Consider the following 16702-nt stretch of genomic DNA (forward strand, 5'->3'; position numbering starts at 1 on the left):
GTGTACCGTTTCAATCCTTACAGCCGCTCAGAGCTCCGCCTGTGCGGCTGTTTGCTTTTCATCCATACGGCGCAGCGATCGGGCAAGAAACGGCACAAAAATCGCAATCATCATAAAGCGCACAACATGATGCGAAGCCACATAGGCCGGATCAACACCCAGCGAGAAAGCGATCACAGTCAGCGCTTCCAATGCACCCGGCGCAAAAGCCAGTGCAATTTGTGCCGGATGCAGCCCTGTTGCCAGCCATGCCAGCGCACAGATTGCGGCAGCTGTTCCCGTACCGACGATGAAAGCCATCAGCGCCACCGGCAAATAATTCAGGATAGCGCCGCGATGCCGTGCATCAACCCGCGAGCCGATCAGAGCTCCGAGAACAACCATACCAAAATCCGCCATTTCAGGCGGCACGCGCACAGTTACAAAACCGGTCACATAGACCAGCGCACTGGCGAGCAATGCGCCCAGCATCATCCCGCCCGGTAAACGGCTGTAATGGCCGATCAGCGCACCAAGGCCACCCGCAGCGAACAACCATAGCCATTCTTTTTGCTGGCTGCCTGAACCGGCAACAAAATCGATATGCGGTGCGGATTGCCCAAGCACATTAAGCACCGGCGCCAGCAACCCGATGAGCAACAGCAGGCGCACAGTCTGAATAATGGTGATTTTAACCAGATCGGCACGGGTTTCGCTGGCTGCAGCCATCACGAAAGACAAGGCACCGGGCAAAGAGGAGAAAAAAGCCGTTTGTGCATCCCAGCGAAACACATAGCGCAGCAGCATAAATGTAAAACCGGTTACCGCCACCAGCATCACAAACAGCAGCATAAAGCTCAAAGGCCATTCGCCGATCTGACTCAGCGTTTCGGGACGCACACCGGAACCGGCTTGCAGGCCGAGCATGATAAAAACCGCATTACGCAACCAGACAGGCAGATAAATGCGGATACCGCTCAGAGATGCAATGGTCACGCTGCACATTGAGCCGAGCAGAAAAGGAATGGGCAGTCCGGTCAGATAAGCGATTGCGGCACCGCTGCCGGCAATCAGAAATGTCAGGAAAAGCGCATAGATATTTTTCAGAGAGAACTGACGGGACATGGGATATTCTTAACCAGAGCATTTCCGGATGGCAGGCATAATCGTCGCGCCGGAGTCTTGTTGAATTGGCCGCATTTTATGCAACCAAAATATCAGACAAATTAAAAATAAACCCGGCTTCATTTCTGAGGCCGGGTTTAGGATTTTATAATCAGGCTTTTTTCGCCAGAAGATCACGGATTTCTGTCAGCAGAACCTGATCTGCCGGAATTGCGGCTTCAGCTTCAGGCTTGGCCTCTTCCTTTTTCTTCATGCGGTTCATGCCTTTAACAACAAGGAACAGAACCCAGGCGATAATCAGGAAGTTAATCAGCAGCGTAATGAAATTACCGTAAGCAATGGTTGCACCGGCTTCACGCGCTGCCGCCAATGTACCCTTAGGCTCACCGGCCAGCTGGATAAACATGTTGGAGAAATCAATACCACCGGTGATGAGACCGATAATCGGCATGATAATGTCATTCACGATGGAATTGACCAGACCACCAAATGCACCGCCAATGATGACACCGATGGCCAGATCGACCATATTGCCCTTGAGGGCAAATTCACGAAATTCCTTTAGCATGAGCTATCCTTTACAAGTACGGGGGCTTACTCTTTTTATATCCGGCAATAAAAACAAAGTAGCGGAGATTATTATAGTCTCAAGATCAGAAAGCAGCTTACTGCTTGATTATCCTGAAGTGTTGCATACAAACATAGGTACAGAATAATCAGCGGACAGAGACTGCCATTATTGCAGCCATATACAGGATCTTTCTGTCCCGCAATCATTAACCGGTCAGCAAGGGGGCTGAATGCACGGCTGGATCATCATCGGCATCGCATTTCTCTATCTGATCCTGCTCTTTGCGGTTGCCAGTATTGGCGACAGTAAAGCATCGCGCTGGGGCTCCAAGCCAAGACCCTATATTTATGCATTCAGCCTTGCTGTTTACTGTACATCATGGACCTTCTTCGGCTCGGTCGGGCTTGCAGCTGACCGCGGGCTTGAGTTTCTGGGCATTTATATTGGCCCCATTCTGGTTTTCACCTTCGGCAATAAATTTCTGCGTCATGTGGTGCGGCTGGCAAAAGCCGAGCGCATTACCTCTATCGCCGACTTTCTCGCCGCCCGTTACGGCAAAAGTACCAGCGTCGCCACGATCGGCACCTGCATCGCCGTGGTCGGCTCGATGCCCTATATTGCTCTGCAGCTGAAAGCCGTATCCGGCAGTGTCGATATGGTTCTGGCTGAATATCAGGCTTCCTATGACCCGATTGTCTATGTCTTCGGCGACATATCGCTGTTTGTTACTGCGCTGCTGGCTATATTCGCCATCCTTTTCGGCACCAGACATACGGATGCGACTGAGCATCAGGACGGGCTGATTCTTGCGGTTGCGTTAGAATCCGTCATCAAAATCACCGCTTTTCTGATTGTCGGCATTGCCACAACCTTCTTCCTCTTCGGCTCGCCTTTTGATCTGCCGCAGCAATTGCAGGAGCGGAATATTGATTTCTGGGGCATGTTAACCCGTACCAGCCCCAGCACCTGGATTGTTCACACCGTTCTGAGTGCCGCGGCAATTCTGATGCTGCCGCGCCAGTTTCACGTCACTGTGGTTGAGAACCGCAGCGAAAAGGAATTGCGCACAGCCCGCTGGCTGTTTCCGGTCTATCTGATCCTGATTAACCTGTTCGTCCTGCCAATCGCCCTGCAAGGCATTATCAATCTCGGCCCCACAACCAATGCAGATCTCTATGTTCTGGCTCTGCCGCTGGCAGCAGGCTCACATCTTTTAACTCTGCTGGCTTTTGTCGGCGGGCTTTCTGCTGCAACGGCGATGGTGATTGTGGCCTGCGTGGCGCTGTCGATCATGATCTCCAACCATCTGCTGCTGCCATTGCTGATCCGCTACGTCTATCGTCGCCAAAAACATCAGCAACGAGATCTGACCCGCCTTATCCTCTATACCCGCCGTGCAACCATTGTGATTATTCTGGCGGTGACTTTCAGCTATTACCGCGCCAGTTCCAGCACTTTCGGGCTGGCTTCTATCGGTCTGGTTTCTTTCGCAGCGATTGCACAATTTGCGCCCCCTCTGATCGGCGGACTGATCTGGCGCAATGCCAATGCACGCGGAGCCGTTTTGGGCATGGTCAGCGGCTTTGCTGTCTGGGCCTATACGTTGCTGCTGCCAACACTGGCAAATCCTGATGCGCCGATCCTGCGGGAAGGTTTATGGGGGCTTTCCTATCTGCGTCCGCAGGCACTCTTCGGCGTTGATGCCCTGCCCCTCACCCATGGCGCTCTGTGGAGCCTCGCCATTAATGCACTGTTCTTCGTAATCGGCTCACTCTCCCGACAGTCCACACCGCTGGAGCGCATTCAGGCCAGCACATTCATGCCGCGCAATCTGAAAACCGTGCCGGTTCTGCGTCGTTTCCGCACCAGTGTCACTGTCGGGGAAATTAAAAATACGATTGCCCGCTATCTGGGTGAAGACCGCGTTGCTCTTGCTTTCAGCCGCTATGAACATAATGGCGATCAGCCGCTCGATGATAAAGCTGTCGCTGATGTGCCGCTGATCCGTTTTGCCGAGCAAATATTGGGTAGTGCCATCGGCTCCTCTTCCGCGCGGCTGGTGCTGTCACTGCTGCTTCAGCGCAAGGACAATACCGCACCGGACACGCTGCGCCTGCTGGATGATGCTTCAGAAGCCTTGCAGCACAATCGCGACCTGCTGCAAACCGCTCTGGATCAGATGGAACAGGGCATTACCGTTCTCGACAAGGATTTTCGCCTGACCTGCTGGAACCGGCGTTTCCGCCATCTTCTGCAATTGCCGGACGGGCTGACACAGGTTGGCACACCGATTTCCGATGTGCTCGACCGGTTGCTGCATAATGGCGAAATTCATGCGGGCGATGCCGCGATGATGATGCGCACATTGGAGCGCACTCATGAGCCAAGCCGTATCCTCTTACACTCCACCGGCAAAATCATTGAAATTGCAGCCAATCCGATGCCGGATGGCGGCATTGTTGCCAGCTACACTGATATTACTGCCTCGGTTGAAGCCGATAATTCCATGAAGCGTCTCAATGAAACGCTGGAACAGCGCGTCGCCGACCGCACCACCGAACTGCTTGAAGTGAACCAGCAGCTTGTCCGTGCGCAGAAACTGGCGGAAGAGGCCAATTTCGGCAAAACACGTTTTCTCGCCGCTGCCGGTCATGATATTTTGCAGCCGCTCAATGCTGCCCGCCTCTACAGCACAGCCTTGAGCGAAAGGCTCGGCGCATCGGAAGCGCAACTGGCGCGCAATATTGACTCCTCCCTTGAAGCGGTTGAAGGCATTCTCAGTGCGCTGCTGGATATTTCACGGCTTGATACCGGCGCGCTCAAACCGGAGCTTTCGCTGTTCCGTCTGGATCGCCTGCTCCAGCAGGTTGTCACAGACTTCACACCGCTTGCTGCCACAAAAGGTCTGAAACTTCGTGTCGTGCCCTGCTCCCTCACAGTCTATAGCGACCGCAATCTTCTGCGTCGTCTGCTGCAAAATCTGATCTCGAATTCGATCAAATACAGCCGCAGCGGCAAAATTCTTCTCGGTGTGCGTCGTCGCGGCGGTGATCTGGAAATCAAGGTTGCCGATACCGGCATCGGCATCGCACCGGAAAAACAGCAGCTGGTTTTCCGCGAATTTTACCGGCTGGATGAAGGGATCAGTCAGGCAGACGGGCTGGGACTTGGCCTTTCCATTGTCGACCGTATTGCCCGTGTGCTGGATCTGACGATCCGTCTGCAATCCGAACATGGCAAAGGCACCTGTTTCAGCATCATTATGCCGGTGTCTCAGGAGCCTGCGGTTGAAGTTTCACCTGAACCGTCACAGGCCAGACGCCGCAGCAATGCGCTCGAAAATATGCGGGTTTTGTGTATTGATAATGATCCGCTGATCCTCGACGGCATGCGCATTCTGCTGGAAGGCTGGGGTTGTGACATCACTCTGATCCGTGACGGCGCACAACTTAAGGACTGGTGCAATCATATCGCCCGTTCACAAGCGAGCGTCAGGATACTGCCGGATATTATTCTGGCTGACTATCATCTCAACCGTGAAAACGGGCTGGATATGATCGGCTATATCCGCGAAACGCTGGGTCATGCCATACCGGCCGTACTGCTGACGGCCGATCGTTCAAAAGAGGTCAAATTACAGGCCACAGAAGAAAATGTTCATGTGCTGAACAAGCCGCTGAAACCCGCAGCATTGCGGGCTTTGCTGGCGCATTATCATATGCGGTGAGAGACTGTGAAATGCTCCGGCTCAATCCAGAAGTGCAAAACCCGGACCAAGCCGCGAGAGCAGAATCACCGCCTGTGTGCGGCTGTCCACGCCCAGCTTCTGCAGAACCGCAGATACATGGGCTTTCACCGTGGCTTCTGAAATATTCAGCTCATAAGCCAGCTGCTTGTTCAGAAGCCCCTGTCCAAGCATTGAAAGCACGCGGGTTTGCTGCGGTGTGAGTGCTCGGATACGGGCAATCAGATCAGCAATCTCCGCATCATTTTCCGCGCCGAGTTCCATATCACCGGACACCCATTCCCCGCCGTCCAGCACGGTGCGCACGGCCTCGCCGATTTCCTCAAGACTCGCGGATTTTGAAACAAAACCGGAGGCTCCGAGCTCCATGGCGCGGCGGATTGTGGTGACATCATCGGTAGCGGAAACAATCATAACCGGCAGCTGCGGATGCTGCGCCTTGAGATTGATAAGGCCGGACAAACCACTGACACCGGGCATAGTCAGATCGAGAAACAACAGGTCAACATCCTGTGCTTCTTCTGCAACCTGTTGCAATTGCTGATAATTGTCAGCCTCAGTCACACTCTCAGGCTGAAAACCGTCCTGTAAAATCTGTCGCAATGCGCCACGGAATAAAGGATGATCGTCGGCAATAATAAAATTCAATTCCATAAATTTCCTACCCCTTGCCTGCCCCCTCAGCAGTCTCCCCGCAAATCATCTCCTGAAAGCACCTTATCTCTTTATATAACCAAAGATAAAGTTAGAAATGACCTGTTTTCATCTTGCATTTTCTTCAGGCATAGAGCCCTTCCCGCTCCGCCTGCATTCCTAAGAATGCTCTGTTCTTTGTTTTTACATGCAACAGAACTGATCCGTAATCAGGATCAGAAACCGGTCAGATAAACTGGTTTCCATACCTCAGCGCTTCACAATTTCGCAATGCGCTCCGGCCACCGGCATTTCATTTCAATGATAAATCCGGCTTGAGAAAACCGGTGAATGCAATTTCCAGCACAATAAAAGCCGCCTGTAGCAGACGGCATGCATATTCATTATGCAATATTACAGGCAAAGCGTACAATATACAGTCTGATTTCTGCTTTTGCCGCGATGGTGCCGTATTGTCAGTTAGGGTGATGCCTGCTCTATATGCAAGAGAAAATCTTATTGCTTCGCAGATAAAATAACGCAAAAGGACGACCTATGACACGCCACAGCCTCTATCCGGAAATTCAACCCTATCGGGAAGAGATGTTGCAGGTCTCATCGCTGCACCGGATTTATTTTGAGGAATGCGGAAACCCGAACGGTAAGCCGGTCATCATGATCCACGGCGGACCGGGTGGCGGCATCTCGCCGACTATGCGCCGTCTGCATGATCCTTCAGCCTATCGCATTATCCTGTTTGACCAGCGCGGCTGCGGCCGCTCCACGCCCCATGCGGAATTGCGCGAAAATACCACATGGGATCTGGTTGCGGATATGGAGCGTCTGCGCACCCATCTCGGCGTTGAAAAATGGCAGGTTTTCGGCGGCTCTTGGGGCTCGACCCTCGGCCTCGCTTATGCACAGACCCATCCGGAGCGCGTCAGCGAACTGGTACTGCGTGGTATCTTTCTGGCACGTCGTTTTGAAGTGGACTGGCTCTATAGCAACGGCGCCAGCATTATCTATCCGGATCGCTTTGAAGCCTATCAGCTGCATATTCCGGAAGCCGAGCGCGGTGATATGGTGGCGGCCTATTACCGCCGCCTGACTGATCCGAATCCGCAGGTGCAGATTGAAGCGGCACGCCGCTGGTCACGCTGGGAAGGCTCGGCAATTTCCCTGCTGCCGGATCCGGAACGCGAAAATGCCTTTGCACAGGATCACTTCGCCATCGCTTTTGCGCGTATCGAATGTCACTATTTCCAGAACCGCGCTTTCTTTGACACCGATGATCAGCTGCTGCGTCTGGCTGACCGTATCCGCCATATTCCGGGTGTTATCATCCATGGCCGCTACGATATGTGCACGCCGTTCATCAATGCATGGCATCTGAAGAAAGTCTGGCCGGAAGCTGATCTGCGCATCGTCGAAGACGGTGGTCATGCAGTGACCGAGCCGGGTATTACCCACGAGCTAATCGAAGCGACACGCCGCTTTGCCAATATCGGCTAAAACCAATTTAAGAGAATAAAAAAGCGCCGGAAACGGCGCTTTTTCTTTGGGAGAAATTATGTGCGGTTCGGCACCGGTGCCGGCTCATCAAGGCTCTTGGCTACGCCCATAAAAGACCGCATGAAACGCTCCATATAACCGAGCCCTTTTTCGAACTCTTCTTCACTTGGCAGGGTGCTGTTGGCGACACCGCTTTTCTCAAGCTTGGCGATACGCGCCGTCAGATCGGCAACCTGTTTTTCCAGCAGCACTGTGCGTTCGTCATTGCTCAGCTGTGCCGGTTTGGTTTCAGCACATTCAATTTTACCGGCCTGTTCCTTACACAGTGCAAACTCACCGGTCTGGCGGTCAAGGCGGATAATACCGGCTTCGGTTTTCTCCATAGAGTAGCGCTGCATATCCTGTGCCGGAGACGGGCTCATACCCCAAACCAGAGCCAGACCTGTGAGAGCCGAAAGAACGGCACTGCGTATGATAAGCTTGGATTTGTTTTCTTTTGCCACCGCAATCGCGATACCGGACCGGTTCTTCATCTGCCCACTCCTTTAATCTGTCTGCCTGGTATATGGGTTTTATCCAAGCATTTTCCAGTGCATCCTGTCAAAAACACAGAGCTGTCAAAGCGCACTTTTGCTCATTTGCAAAAATGGCGTTAACCCTTTATTAAAATTTAGAGGTGGCTTGTGACTTAATTTTGTCTTAAAAGCTGCCGGATGCGCCAAACCGGCCAGATATATAAAATGTCTGAACAGCTTTTCCGTTCACAACAATAGCGTTTTTCATGTCAAACAGTGATCCGTCACACCATACCATCTACAAGATCGCCACGCGCGCCCAATGGGCAGACGCTGAAAAGGCAGAGCATTTTTCCGGTGCCCCTGTTGATTTACAGGATGGTTATATCCACTTTTCCACCCATGACACGGTTGCCGAGACCGCTGCCAAGCATTTTGCCGGTCAGGATGACCTGCTGCTGGTGGCTGTTGATGCAAATCAACTGGGCGATGAACTTCGCTATGAAATTTCCCGCGGCGGCAAAGCCTTCCCGCATCTCTACGCACATCTTCAGCTCACTGCGGTGCGCTGGGTGAAAGACCTGCCGCTCGACAGCGACGGCAAGCATCAGTTTCCGGAGCTTGAACAATGAGCGGTTTTTTTGAAAATATTGCCCGTCGCGCACTTTTTGCGATGGATGGTGAGCAGGCGCATGGCCTGTCGATTGCAGCGCTGAAAACCGGCGTTCTCTCCAGCCCTGCCCCGCTTGACCCTGCTTTGCAGCAAACGATTGCCGGTCTCAAATTTACCAATCCGCTGGGTATGGCCGCAGGTTTTGACAAAAACGCCGAAGTGCCGGATGCACTGCTGAAACTCGGTTTTGGTTTTGCGGAAGTCGGCACTATCACGCCGCGCGCGCAGGCTGGCAATCCGAAGCCACGCATCTTCCGCCTTGTGGAAGACCGTGCGGTGATCAACCGTCTGGGCTTTAATAATGAAGGCCATGAAGCGGCCTATAAACGCCTGAGCCAGCGCAACAGCTGTAGCAGTTGCGGTATTGTCGGCGTGAATATCGGCGCCAATAAAGACAGCGAAGACCGTGTGGCCGATTATGTGGCCGGTATTCACCGCTTCTACAGCGTGGCGAAATATTTCACCGCCAATATTTCTTCCCCGAACACACCGGGTCTGCGTGACCTGCAAGCCAAAGACAGTCTGCATATTCTCTTGGAAAAAGTTCTGGAAGCCCGCGATCAGGAAGCTGAAAAATGCACCCTGAAACGCCCTGTATTCCTGAAAATTGCACCGGATCTGACCGAAGAAGGTCTGGATGATATTGCCGAAGTGGCGCTTGCTCATCCGCTTGATGGTTTGATTATCTCCAACACCACTTTGTCGCGCACCAATTTGCTCAATCAGGTGGAAGCCAAAGAGACCGGCGGCCTTTCCGGCGTGCCGATTTTTGAACGCTCGACCATTGTGCTTGCCAAAATGCGCCAGCGTATCGGCAAAGCGATGCCGATCATCGGCGTGGGCGGTGTGGACAGCGGCGCAACCGCGCTTACCAAGATTAAAGCCGGTGCCGATCTGGTACAGCTTTATACCGGTATGATTTATCGCGGCCCGACTGTACCAAAAGAGATCGTCAAAGAACTCTCCGCATTGGTGAAGCAGGCTGGCGTCACCAATATTTCCGAGCTGCGCGACATGGAAACTACGGCTTGGGCGGCCAAAGATATTCCGGCCTGACAGAGCCTGATCCAAAAGTCGCCATGCCGGTCTGCAAATGGCGACTTCTGCGCTTCCGGTACTCACGTACCTCAAAGTACGCTCCGCTCCGGTTCTCGAAATCACCATTTTCGCCACAGCCTGTCGCTTTTTGATTCAGGCTCTCAATTGTCGTTAACCGCTGATCTTTGAGAAATCAGCAACCTGACCGGTCACCGAGCGGATTTTAGCCAGCAGTGCCAAACGATTGGCGCGGATAGCTTCATTCTCGTCATTGACCATGACCTTGTCAAAGAAGGCATCAACCGGCGCACGTAACTCGGCCATAGCCGACATAGCCGCTGAGAAATCTTCCTTGGCAATTGCCTCGGCGGCCTTGGTTTCTGCTGACTGCACAGCAGAAAACAGTTCCTTTTCCTCTTCATTGTTGAAGAGTGCAGCATCAACATTTGCAGCAATAACAGTGCCTTTTTTCTCTTCAGCACCGAGAATATTGGCTGCACGCTTGGTGCCTGCCAGCAAGTTTTTACCGTCTTCTTCATTGATGAAAACGATCAGCGCTTCAAGACGACGCGCTACCAGCAGCAGATTATCAGCATCGGCTGACAGTACCGCATCAATCGCATCGTGACGCGCACCTTCATCCTTCAGATAGACCTTGAAACGGTCATGGAAGAAGGACAGCAGATCAGCACCAACATCTTTTGATGCCAGACCTTCGATTGAAGCCATCGGCTTTTCTGCCTGTGCAATCAGTGCTTTCAGTTCTGCACGGATGTCATTTTCGAGGATCAGGCGGATCACACCAAGGGCTGCACGACGCAACGCATAAGGGTCTTTCGAACCTGTCGGCTTTTCATCAATCGCCCAGAAACCGACAAGCGTGTCGATCTTATCAGCCAATGCTACGGCAACCGAAACCGGATCACGTGGTACGCGGTCGGACGGGCCCTGCGGCTTGTAATGATCTTCAAGCGCTGTTGCGACAGCAGCATCTTCACCCTGAAGCAAAGCGTATTTATGCCCCATAGCGCCCTGCAATTCAGGGAACTCGCCAACGACTTCTGTCTGCAGATCGGCTTTAGCCAGCACTGCTGCGCGGGCAGTCAAGGCAACATCTGCGCCGACCAGCGGTGCAATTGCCTCAGCAAGCGCCTTGATACGCGCCACGCGCGCACCCTGCGTGCCGAGCTTGGCATGGAAGGTCACATTCAGCGCATCGAGACGCGCCATACGCTGATCGAGTGGCTTGGCCAGATCAAGCGCGAACTTCGAAGCAGACGCTTTGAGCTTGTCCATATCCGGCATATAGGCCTGATCGGTATGCCAGAAATACAAGGCATCGGACAGGCGTGCACGCACAACCTTGCCGTTACCGAAAGCGATTTCCTTGCCGCCGTCACGGGCAGCAATATTGGAGATCAGAATGAACTTGTTCGACAGTGCTTCCGTCTCGCCCTGATTGCGGGTGACGAAGCATTTCTGATTAGCGCGGATGGTCAGGCGGATTACTTCCGGCGGAATCGAGAGGAACTCTTCCTCAAATTCACCCATCAGCACAACCGGCCATTCAACCAGACCGGACACTTCTTCCAGCAAGCCTTCGTCCTCAACCAGCTCCAGACCGGAAGCGAAGCTCAGATTGCGGGCATCGGTGAGGATGATTTCCTTGCGGCGTTCAGCATCAAGCACCACATGCGCTTTTTCCAGCTTTTCAACATAATCGTCAAAGCGGCGCACGGTGATCGGCTGACCATCACTCATGAAACGGTGACCGCGTGTAGTGTTACCGGAGCGTACGCCGCCGACTTCAAAATCCACCACAACGGTTTCTTCGGTTTCAGGACCAAACAGGCAGATGATCGACTGCAGCGGACGTACCCAGCGCATCGCACCCGACTGTGCCGAAGCTTTGCCCCAGCGCATGGATTTCGGCCACGGGAAATTCTGCACCACATTCGGCACCAGTTCCGCAATAATTTCTTCCGCGGCACGTCCGGATTTGGTGATGTGCGCGACATAGAAATCGCCCTTTTTCGGGTCGGAATGCACATGCGCCTGCGCAATATCGCTCAAGCCAGCTTTACGCAGGAAACCTTGAATTGCGGCTTCCGGTGCAGAAACGGACGGGCCTTTGATATCTTCATGCACGTCTTTTGAGCGCACGGTCAGACCGCGAATATCCAGCGTGAGGCGACGCGGCGTCCAGTAAGGCGTTGCCGCCTCATAGGTCAGACCGGCCTCAACCAGACCATCGGTGATCATTTTCTTCAAATCACCGGCAGCTTTACGTTGCATGCGCGCCGGGATTTCCTCGGAGAACAATTCTAACAGTAAATCAGGCATCAGCGTGCGCCCTCCGCATGCTCATTTTTTGTTTTGTCCGTCCTCACTTCGTTGCGGGCGGACGGCTGTGCCGGAATTTCTTCCGAGAAAAGTTCAAGCAACAAATCAGGCATCAGCGTGTCTCGTTCTTGTAGTTGACGCCACCGGCATCGGTCTGAAGGAAGGCTTCACCGCACTGGCGCGCAAGATTGCGCACACGCAGAATATAGCTCTGGCGTTCGGTTACCGAGATAACACCACGGGCATCCATCAGATTGAAAATATGCGAGGCTTTGATCGCTTGATCGTAAGCAGGGAAAACGCACTTATGTAAGCTCCCTGTTGCACCTTCTTGTGGCGCACCTGCAGCGAGAACCGCTTTACATTCCGCTTCCGCATCAATGAAATGCTGGTGCAGCATATCGGTATTGGCGATCTCGAAATTGTAGCGCGAATATTCCTGCTCGGTCTGGAGGAACACGTCACCGTAAGTAACTTTGTCCCCACCTTCGAGGCCATTGAAGTTCAGGTCATAAACATTGTCCACGCCCTGCACATACATAGCGAGACGTTCCAGACCATAGGTCAGTTCACCGGCAACCGGCGAGCATTCAATACCGCAAACCTGCTGGAAATAAGTGAACTGCGAGATTTCCATGCCATCGCACCAGCACTCCCAACCCAAGCCCCAAGAGCCGGTCGTCGGGTTTTCCCAGTCATCCTCAACAAAGCGGATATCGTGCAGATCGGTATCAATGCCGATGGCTTTCAGCGAGCCGAGATACAATTCCTGCAGGTTCGGCGGGCTTGGCTTCAGCAAAACCTGATACTGGTAATAATGCTGCATACGGTTCGGGTTTTCACCATAGCGACCGTCTTTCGGACGACGTGACGGCTGCACATAGGCAACATTCCACGGCTTTGGCCCCAGAGCGCGCAAAGTGGTGGACGGATGCAGCGTACCCGCCCCGACTTCCATATCGTAAGGCTGCAAAATTGTGCAGCCATGCTGCGCCCAGTAGTGCTGGAGCGCCATGATAAAGCCCTGAAAAGAGCGGGTCGGATGCAGGTATTCAGGCAATGTGCTGGTCACGGAAGGCCTCGTTGGAGCATTCTTGGCGAGATCGGCTATCAAAACTGATCTTCTTGCAAATCATGCGTGGTGAAAACGGTGAAAGCTGAGCCATAACAGCCCAGCTCCGCCGAAAAACAGATAGTTTGTCCTAATTATTCCGCGTTAAACGGTCAAGACTTAAAGCCGGATAGCAAGGCATTATGGCTTAGCAGCAGGATCGGCAGGCTTAGCATCCGGTGCTTTCTCCGGTGCCGTGTCAGGCTTTGCCGGCGCAATATCTTTCACTTCGGCTTCCGCCGTCTGTGTCAGCCCCTGCTTCAGCTTCTTCTCGATCTTGGCCAATTCTGCCGCTTCAGGCTTACCGGCGATGGCATGGTTCCACTGGAAAGTCGCTTCCAGCCCGCGCCCTGCCTGCCAATAGGCATCGCCCAGATGATCATTGATTGTCGGATCTTCAGGCCGTAGTTTAACTGCCTTTTCAAGCTCAACAACGGCCTCATTATAACGGCCAAGCTTGTAATAGGCCCAGCCAAGGGAATCGACGATATAACCGTCCTGCGGACGCATCTCGACAGCCTTGCGGATCATCTGCAAAGCTTCTTCCAGATTTTCACCGCGATCGACCCATGAATAACCGAGATAATTCATCACCTGCGGCTGGTTCGGAAACAGCTCCAGTGCTTTGCGGAAATTAGGTTCAGCCTTATCCCACTGTTTCAGGCGCTCATAAGCAATGCCGCGCTGATAGAAAACCGGCCAGTCCTGACGTACAGGTGATTTAAGTTCCGCAACGGCCTGATCGTAAGTCTTTGCCGCATTTGCCCAATCTTCTTTCTGGGCATAAACACCGCCCAGCGCCAGATAGGAACGGTTGTCCTTATCATTGCTGCGCAGATTGTTTTTCAGATGCTCAATCGCCTCATCCGGCTTGTCTGTTTCAGCCAGATTAAGCGCCAGCTGCATTTCCGCATCGCGCTTATAAGGCGATTTATCCGCAACGCGGCCGTAATATTTAATCGCTTTTTCCGGCTGGCGCAGTTTGGCAGCAATATCGCCAAGCTGGAACAATGTAGCGTCATTATTCTCGCGCAGCTCACCGGACATTTGCAGATAAATGGTTGCAAAAGCCTCTGCACCGCCGCGGTTAATCGCGGTGCCCAAAGAATACAGAACCTCAGCCGCGCCCTGCTGCGGACTGCGCATCTGCGGATCAAGCTTTTCACCGTCTTCAAGCTTCTGGCGTACTTCGCGCAGGATCACGCGGCCGCTGAGAATTTGCTCGGCATCTTCCACCAGTTTGATTGCACCGGCTTTATCGCCCTGACGCTGTTTGAAATCGGCATAAGCGTAAATGATGCGCTCATAAGTATCGGGCGCAGCGCTGCCGCCTTCTTTATCAGCCACAGCCTGCGCATAAAACTTATCCGCAGCCTTGGTCTGACCGGCGCTGTCTGCAATCAATGCCGATGTGTAGGTTTTGAAAAGATCGTACCAGACCGGTCCATCAAGCTTATCCACCGCTGCCAGCGCGTCTTTCGGGCGACCTTCGCCGTAGAATGTCCATGCCGTCATCAGGCCGGTTGCTAAGCGATCCATTTCTGACTGCTGGGTGAGCTTCAGATTGGTGCGGGCAGTGCGGTAATGTTTGTCGTTGAAAGCCTTGATCGCCAGAATAATACGGGAGAAACGCTCGACTTCCGGCTCATTTTTGAGCGCGCGGGCAAAGGGCAGCGCTTCGTCCAGCTGACCGTCGGTCAGATAGGACAGCAACAGGTCACGCTTCATCGGCTGGTTTGACGGATCAAATGCCAGTGCCTGACGATAATAAGCGATGGCTACAGGAAGATTATTGTCGATCTCGGCAATGCGACCGGCCAGATAGGCACCAGGGAAAGAGCCTGCACGCGAGACAATCACCGGCTCGTCTGTCGACACCGCTGTCTTTGCCGCAGATGCAGCATAGGCCGCGCCGGAGACACCACTTGTGAAAGCCGCCCCTGCCATCAAAGCGAAAACCAGAGCACACGCTTTAACTGTATTCCGCCGCATCGGCACTTCCCCTTGCATTTATAGAGCATTTCCAATTTTGAAACAGAAGGAATGCTCTATCTCTTTATTTTACACATTTCCTGACGCAAAACCGGTTGCCACTTTTGCTGGAAATGCTCTGGTCTGGCTTATTTCCGAAACAAACACACCATCCGGCCATGTCGTGGTTTTTATATGGCCGGAGAAAAGGGTATTTCAAAGTCCGGTACCGGAAATATGCGCCGGTACCGGTCAATAATCAGTTTACACGGCTGATGCAGAAATCAATCACATCAATCAGAGCATCTTTTTGCGGGCTCTGCGGCAGCGGCGCCAGTGCATCACGGGCGATTTCGCCAAAATGACGCGCACGCTGTACGGTATCGGCAATTGAACCATGCTTGGTCATCAGGCCGATAGCCTTCTGCAAGGCTTCATCATCATTATTGCCCTGCTCAATGGATGACTTCCAGAAAGCACGTTCGTCTTCGGAACCACGGCGATAGCTGAGCAGTAGCGGCATGGTGATTTTCCCTTCACGGAAATCATCACCCACATTCTTGCCGAGATCCGCAGCCGAACCGCCATAATCCAGCGCATCATCAATCAGCTGGAAAGCAAGACCGAGATTAAGACCATAGGAGCGCAGTGCCAGACGCTGTGCACGCGGAGCATCGGCGATGATCGGACCGACTTCGGCAGCAGCAGAGAACAGCGCCGCAGTCTTGGCTTTGATAACGGCCAGATATTCGTCTTCCGTGGTTTCCATATTTTTAGCGGCGGCGAGCTGCATCACTTCACCTTCGGCAATCACCGAAGCCGAAGTTGCCAGCACATCCAGCGCGTCAAGCGAGCCGACATCCACCATCATTTTGAAAGCCTGGCCGAGCAGGAAATCGCCGACCAGAACGCTGGCCTGATTGCCCCAGATCATCCGCGCGGTGCTTTTGCCGCGACGCAGATCGCTCTCATCCACCACATCATCATGGAGAAGCGTTGCCGTGTGCATGAATTCAACGCTGGTTGCGAGCTGCACGTGACCTTCGCCCTCATAGCCGAACATGGCTGCAGCAGCGAGCGTCATCATCGGACGCAAACGCTTACCACCCGATGAAATCAGATGATTGGCCACTTCCGGTATCATCTCAACATCAGAACCGGCCTTGGACAGGATAAGCGCATTGACACGTCCCATATCCGCTTTCGTCAGATCAACCAGCTTCTGAATGGACGCCTGCTGATTTTTTTTCTCATCGAGATTGAGAACCACACCCAATGCCATATCTCCAGTTCACGCGGCCTGATAATGAGACCCGTTTTATAGCCACACATTATTCAAGGCGGCCTTTATGCTCAAGCGTCAAATGCACCAAAAGCCGTGCTAAAGGCAAGTGTTGCGAGCTGCAACACAACACAATAAAGCATATTCTGCTGATATAAGATGTCAAATTGCTGTCAGCAAACAGAAATGCGGCTTTCACCGCCT

Annotated in this window: 11 protein-coding genes and 1 pseudogene; 4 read left to right on the forward strand and 8 right to left on the reverse strand. The window is 53.1% G+C overall.

All coding sequences use genetic code 11. The features are described from left to right. Positions 1 to 27: 27 nt before the first annotated feature. Positions 28 to 1104 (reverse strand): AbrB family transcriptional regulator, encoded by a 1077-nt coding sequence (locus F7P81_RS02405; protein ID WP_022711156.1) that lies wholly within the window; start codon positions 1102 to 1104, stop codon positions 28 to 30. A 151-nt stretch (positions 1105 to 1255) separates the two neighbouring features. Beyond that, positions 1256 to 1672 carry a large conductance mechanosensitive channel protein MscL gene (gene mscL / locus F7P81_RS02410; protein WP_022711155.1) on the reverse strand — a complete coding sequence of 139 codons (417 nt, stop codon included), beginning with the start codon at positions 1670 to 1672 and terminating at the stop codon, positions 1256 to 1258. A 232-nt stretch (positions 1673 to 1904) separates the two neighbouring features. Between mscL and F7P81_RS02415 the strand changes: the two genes are divergently transcribed. Then, entirely contained in the window at positions 1905 to 5402 is a 3498-nt protein-coding gene (locus F7P81_RS02415) for a PAS domain-containing hybrid sensor histidine kinase/response regulator (RefSeq protein WP_151158438.1), read from the forward strand. A gap of 21 nt (positions 5403 to 5423) precedes the next feature. Here F7P81_RS02415 and F7P81_RS02420 read toward each other — a convergent pair whose 3' ends face one another. Then, positions 5424 to 6074 carry a response regulator transcription factor gene (locus F7P81_RS02420; protein WP_022711153.1) on the reverse strand — a complete coding sequence of 217 codons (651 nt, stop codon included), beginning with the start codon at positions 6072 to 6074 and terminating at the stop codon, positions 5424 to 5426. 534 nt (positions 6075 to 6608) lie between these two features. Between F7P81_RS02420 and pip the strand changes: the two genes are divergently transcribed. Next, the gene (gene pip, locus F7P81_RS02425; RefSeq protein ID WP_075654379.1) at positions 6609 to 7565 is read left to right on the forward strand and encodes a prolyl aminopeptidase; all 957 of its coding nucleotides are present in this window, start codon (positions 6609 to 6611) and stop codon (positions 7563 to 7565) included. A gap of 56 nt (positions 7566 to 7621) precedes the next feature. Here pip and F7P81_RS02430 read toward each other — a convergent pair whose 3' ends face one another. Then, complete coding sequence (locus F7P81_RS02430; RefSeq protein ID WP_151158439.1) at positions 7622 to 8098, reverse strand: hypothetical protein; 477 nt, start codon at positions 8096 to 8098, stop codon at positions 7622 to 7624. A 248-nt stretch (positions 8099 to 8346) separates the two neighbouring features. On the opposite strand from F7P81_RS02430, the gene F7P81_RS02435 reads away from it, so the two are divergent. Together F7P81_RS02435 and F7P81_RS02440 are read left to right on the forward strand one after the other, a co-directional pair. Further along, positions 8347 to 8712 carry a DUF952 domain-containing protein gene (locus tag F7P81_RS02435; RefSeq protein WP_151158440.1) on the forward strand — a complete coding sequence of 122 codons (366 nt, stop codon included), beginning with the start codon at positions 8347 to 8349 and terminating at the stop codon, positions 8710 to 8712. Then, the gene (locus F7P81_RS02440; protein WP_151158441.1) at positions 8709 to 9809 is read left to right on the forward strand and encodes a quinone-dependent dihydroorotate dehydrogenase; all 1101 of its coding nucleotides are present in this window, start codon (positions 8709 to 8711) and stop codon (positions 9807 to 9809) included. The genes F7P81_RS02435 and F7P81_RS02440 overlap by 4 nt, the downstream gene beginning before the upstream one ends. Before the next feature lie 204 nt (positions 9810 to 10013). Here F7P81_RS02440 and glyS read toward each other — a convergent pair. The 4 genes and pseudogenes from glyS to F7P81_RS02460 form a co-directional block, all read right to left on the reverse strand. After that, positions 10014 to 12134: pseudogene (glyS, locus tag F7P81_RS02445) on the reverse strand (glycine--tRNA ligase subunit beta); the annotation flags it as partial. A gap of 112 nt (positions 12135 to 12246) precedes the next feature. Continuing rightward, the gene (locus tag F7P81_RS02450) at positions 12247 to 13182 is read right to left on the reverse strand and encodes a glycine--tRNA ligase subunit alpha (RefSeq protein ID WP_151158949.1); all 936 of its coding nucleotides are present in this window, start codon (positions 13180 to 13182) and stop codon (positions 12247 to 12249) included. Between the two features lie 204 nt (positions 13183 to 13386). After that, the gene (locus tag F7P81_RS02455) at positions 13387 to 15237 is read right to left on the reverse strand and encodes a tetratricopeptide repeat protein (protein ID WP_151158443.1); all 1851 of its coding nucleotides are present in this window, start codon (positions 15235 to 15237) and stop codon (positions 13387 to 13389) included. 238 nt (positions 15238 to 15475) lie between these two features. Beyond that, positions 15476 to 16492 (reverse strand): polyprenyl synthetase family protein, encoded by a 1017-nt coding sequence (locus F7P81_RS02460; RefSeq protein ID WP_028233681.1) that lies wholly within the window; start codon positions 16490 to 16492, stop codon positions 15476 to 15478. Between the last annotated feature and the right edge of the window lie 210 nt (positions 16493 to 16702).

It is taken from the genome of Pseudochrobactrum saccharolyticum (assembly GCF_008801715.1).
In the GTDB taxonomy this organism is placed as follows: domain Bacteria; phylum Pseudomonadota; class Alphaproteobacteria; order Rhizobiales; family Rhizobiaceae; genus Pseudochrobactrum; species Pseudochrobactrum saccharolyticum.

What these genes read in the sequence shown, in the direction of transcription:
- pip (WP_075654379.1), top strand. Translation starts at nt 6,609, where the DNA reads ATGACACGCCACAGCCTCTATCCGGAAATTCAACCCTATCGGGAAGAG.
- F7P81_RS02420 (WP_022711153.1), bottom strand. Translation starts at nt 6,074, where the DNA reads ATGGAATTGAATTTTATTATTGCCGACGATCATCCTTTATTCCGTGGC.
- F7P81_RS02455 (WP_151158443.1), bottom strand. Translation starts at nt 15,237, where the DNA reads ATGCGGCGGAATACAGTTAAAGCGTGTGCTCTGGTTTTCGCTTTGATG.
- F7P81_RS02415 (WP_151158438.1), top strand. Translation starts at nt 1,905, where the DNA reads ATGCACGGCTGGATCATCATCGGCATCGCATTTCTCTATCTGATCCTG.
- F7P81_RS02440 (WP_151158441.1), top strand. Translation starts at nt 8,709, where the DNA reads ATGAGCGGTTTTTTTGAAAATATTGCCCGTCGCGCACTTTTTGCGATG.
- mscL (WP_022711155.1), bottom strand. Translation starts at nt 1,672, where the DNA reads ATGCTAAAGGAATTTCGTGAATTTGCCCTCAAGGGCAATATGGTCGAT.
- F7P81_RS02405 (WP_022711156.1), bottom strand. Translation starts at nt 1,104, where the DNA reads ATGTCCCGTCAGTTCTCTCTGAAAAATATCTATGCGCTTTTCCTGACA.
- F7P81_RS02435 (WP_151158440.1), top strand. Translation starts at nt 8,347, where the DNA reads ATGTCAAACAGTGATCCGTCACACCATACCATCTACAAGATCGCCACG.
- F7P81_RS02430 (WP_151158439.1), bottom strand. Translation starts at nt 8,098, where the DNA reads ATGAAGAACCGGTCCGGTATCGCGATTGCGGTGGCAAAAGAAAACAAA.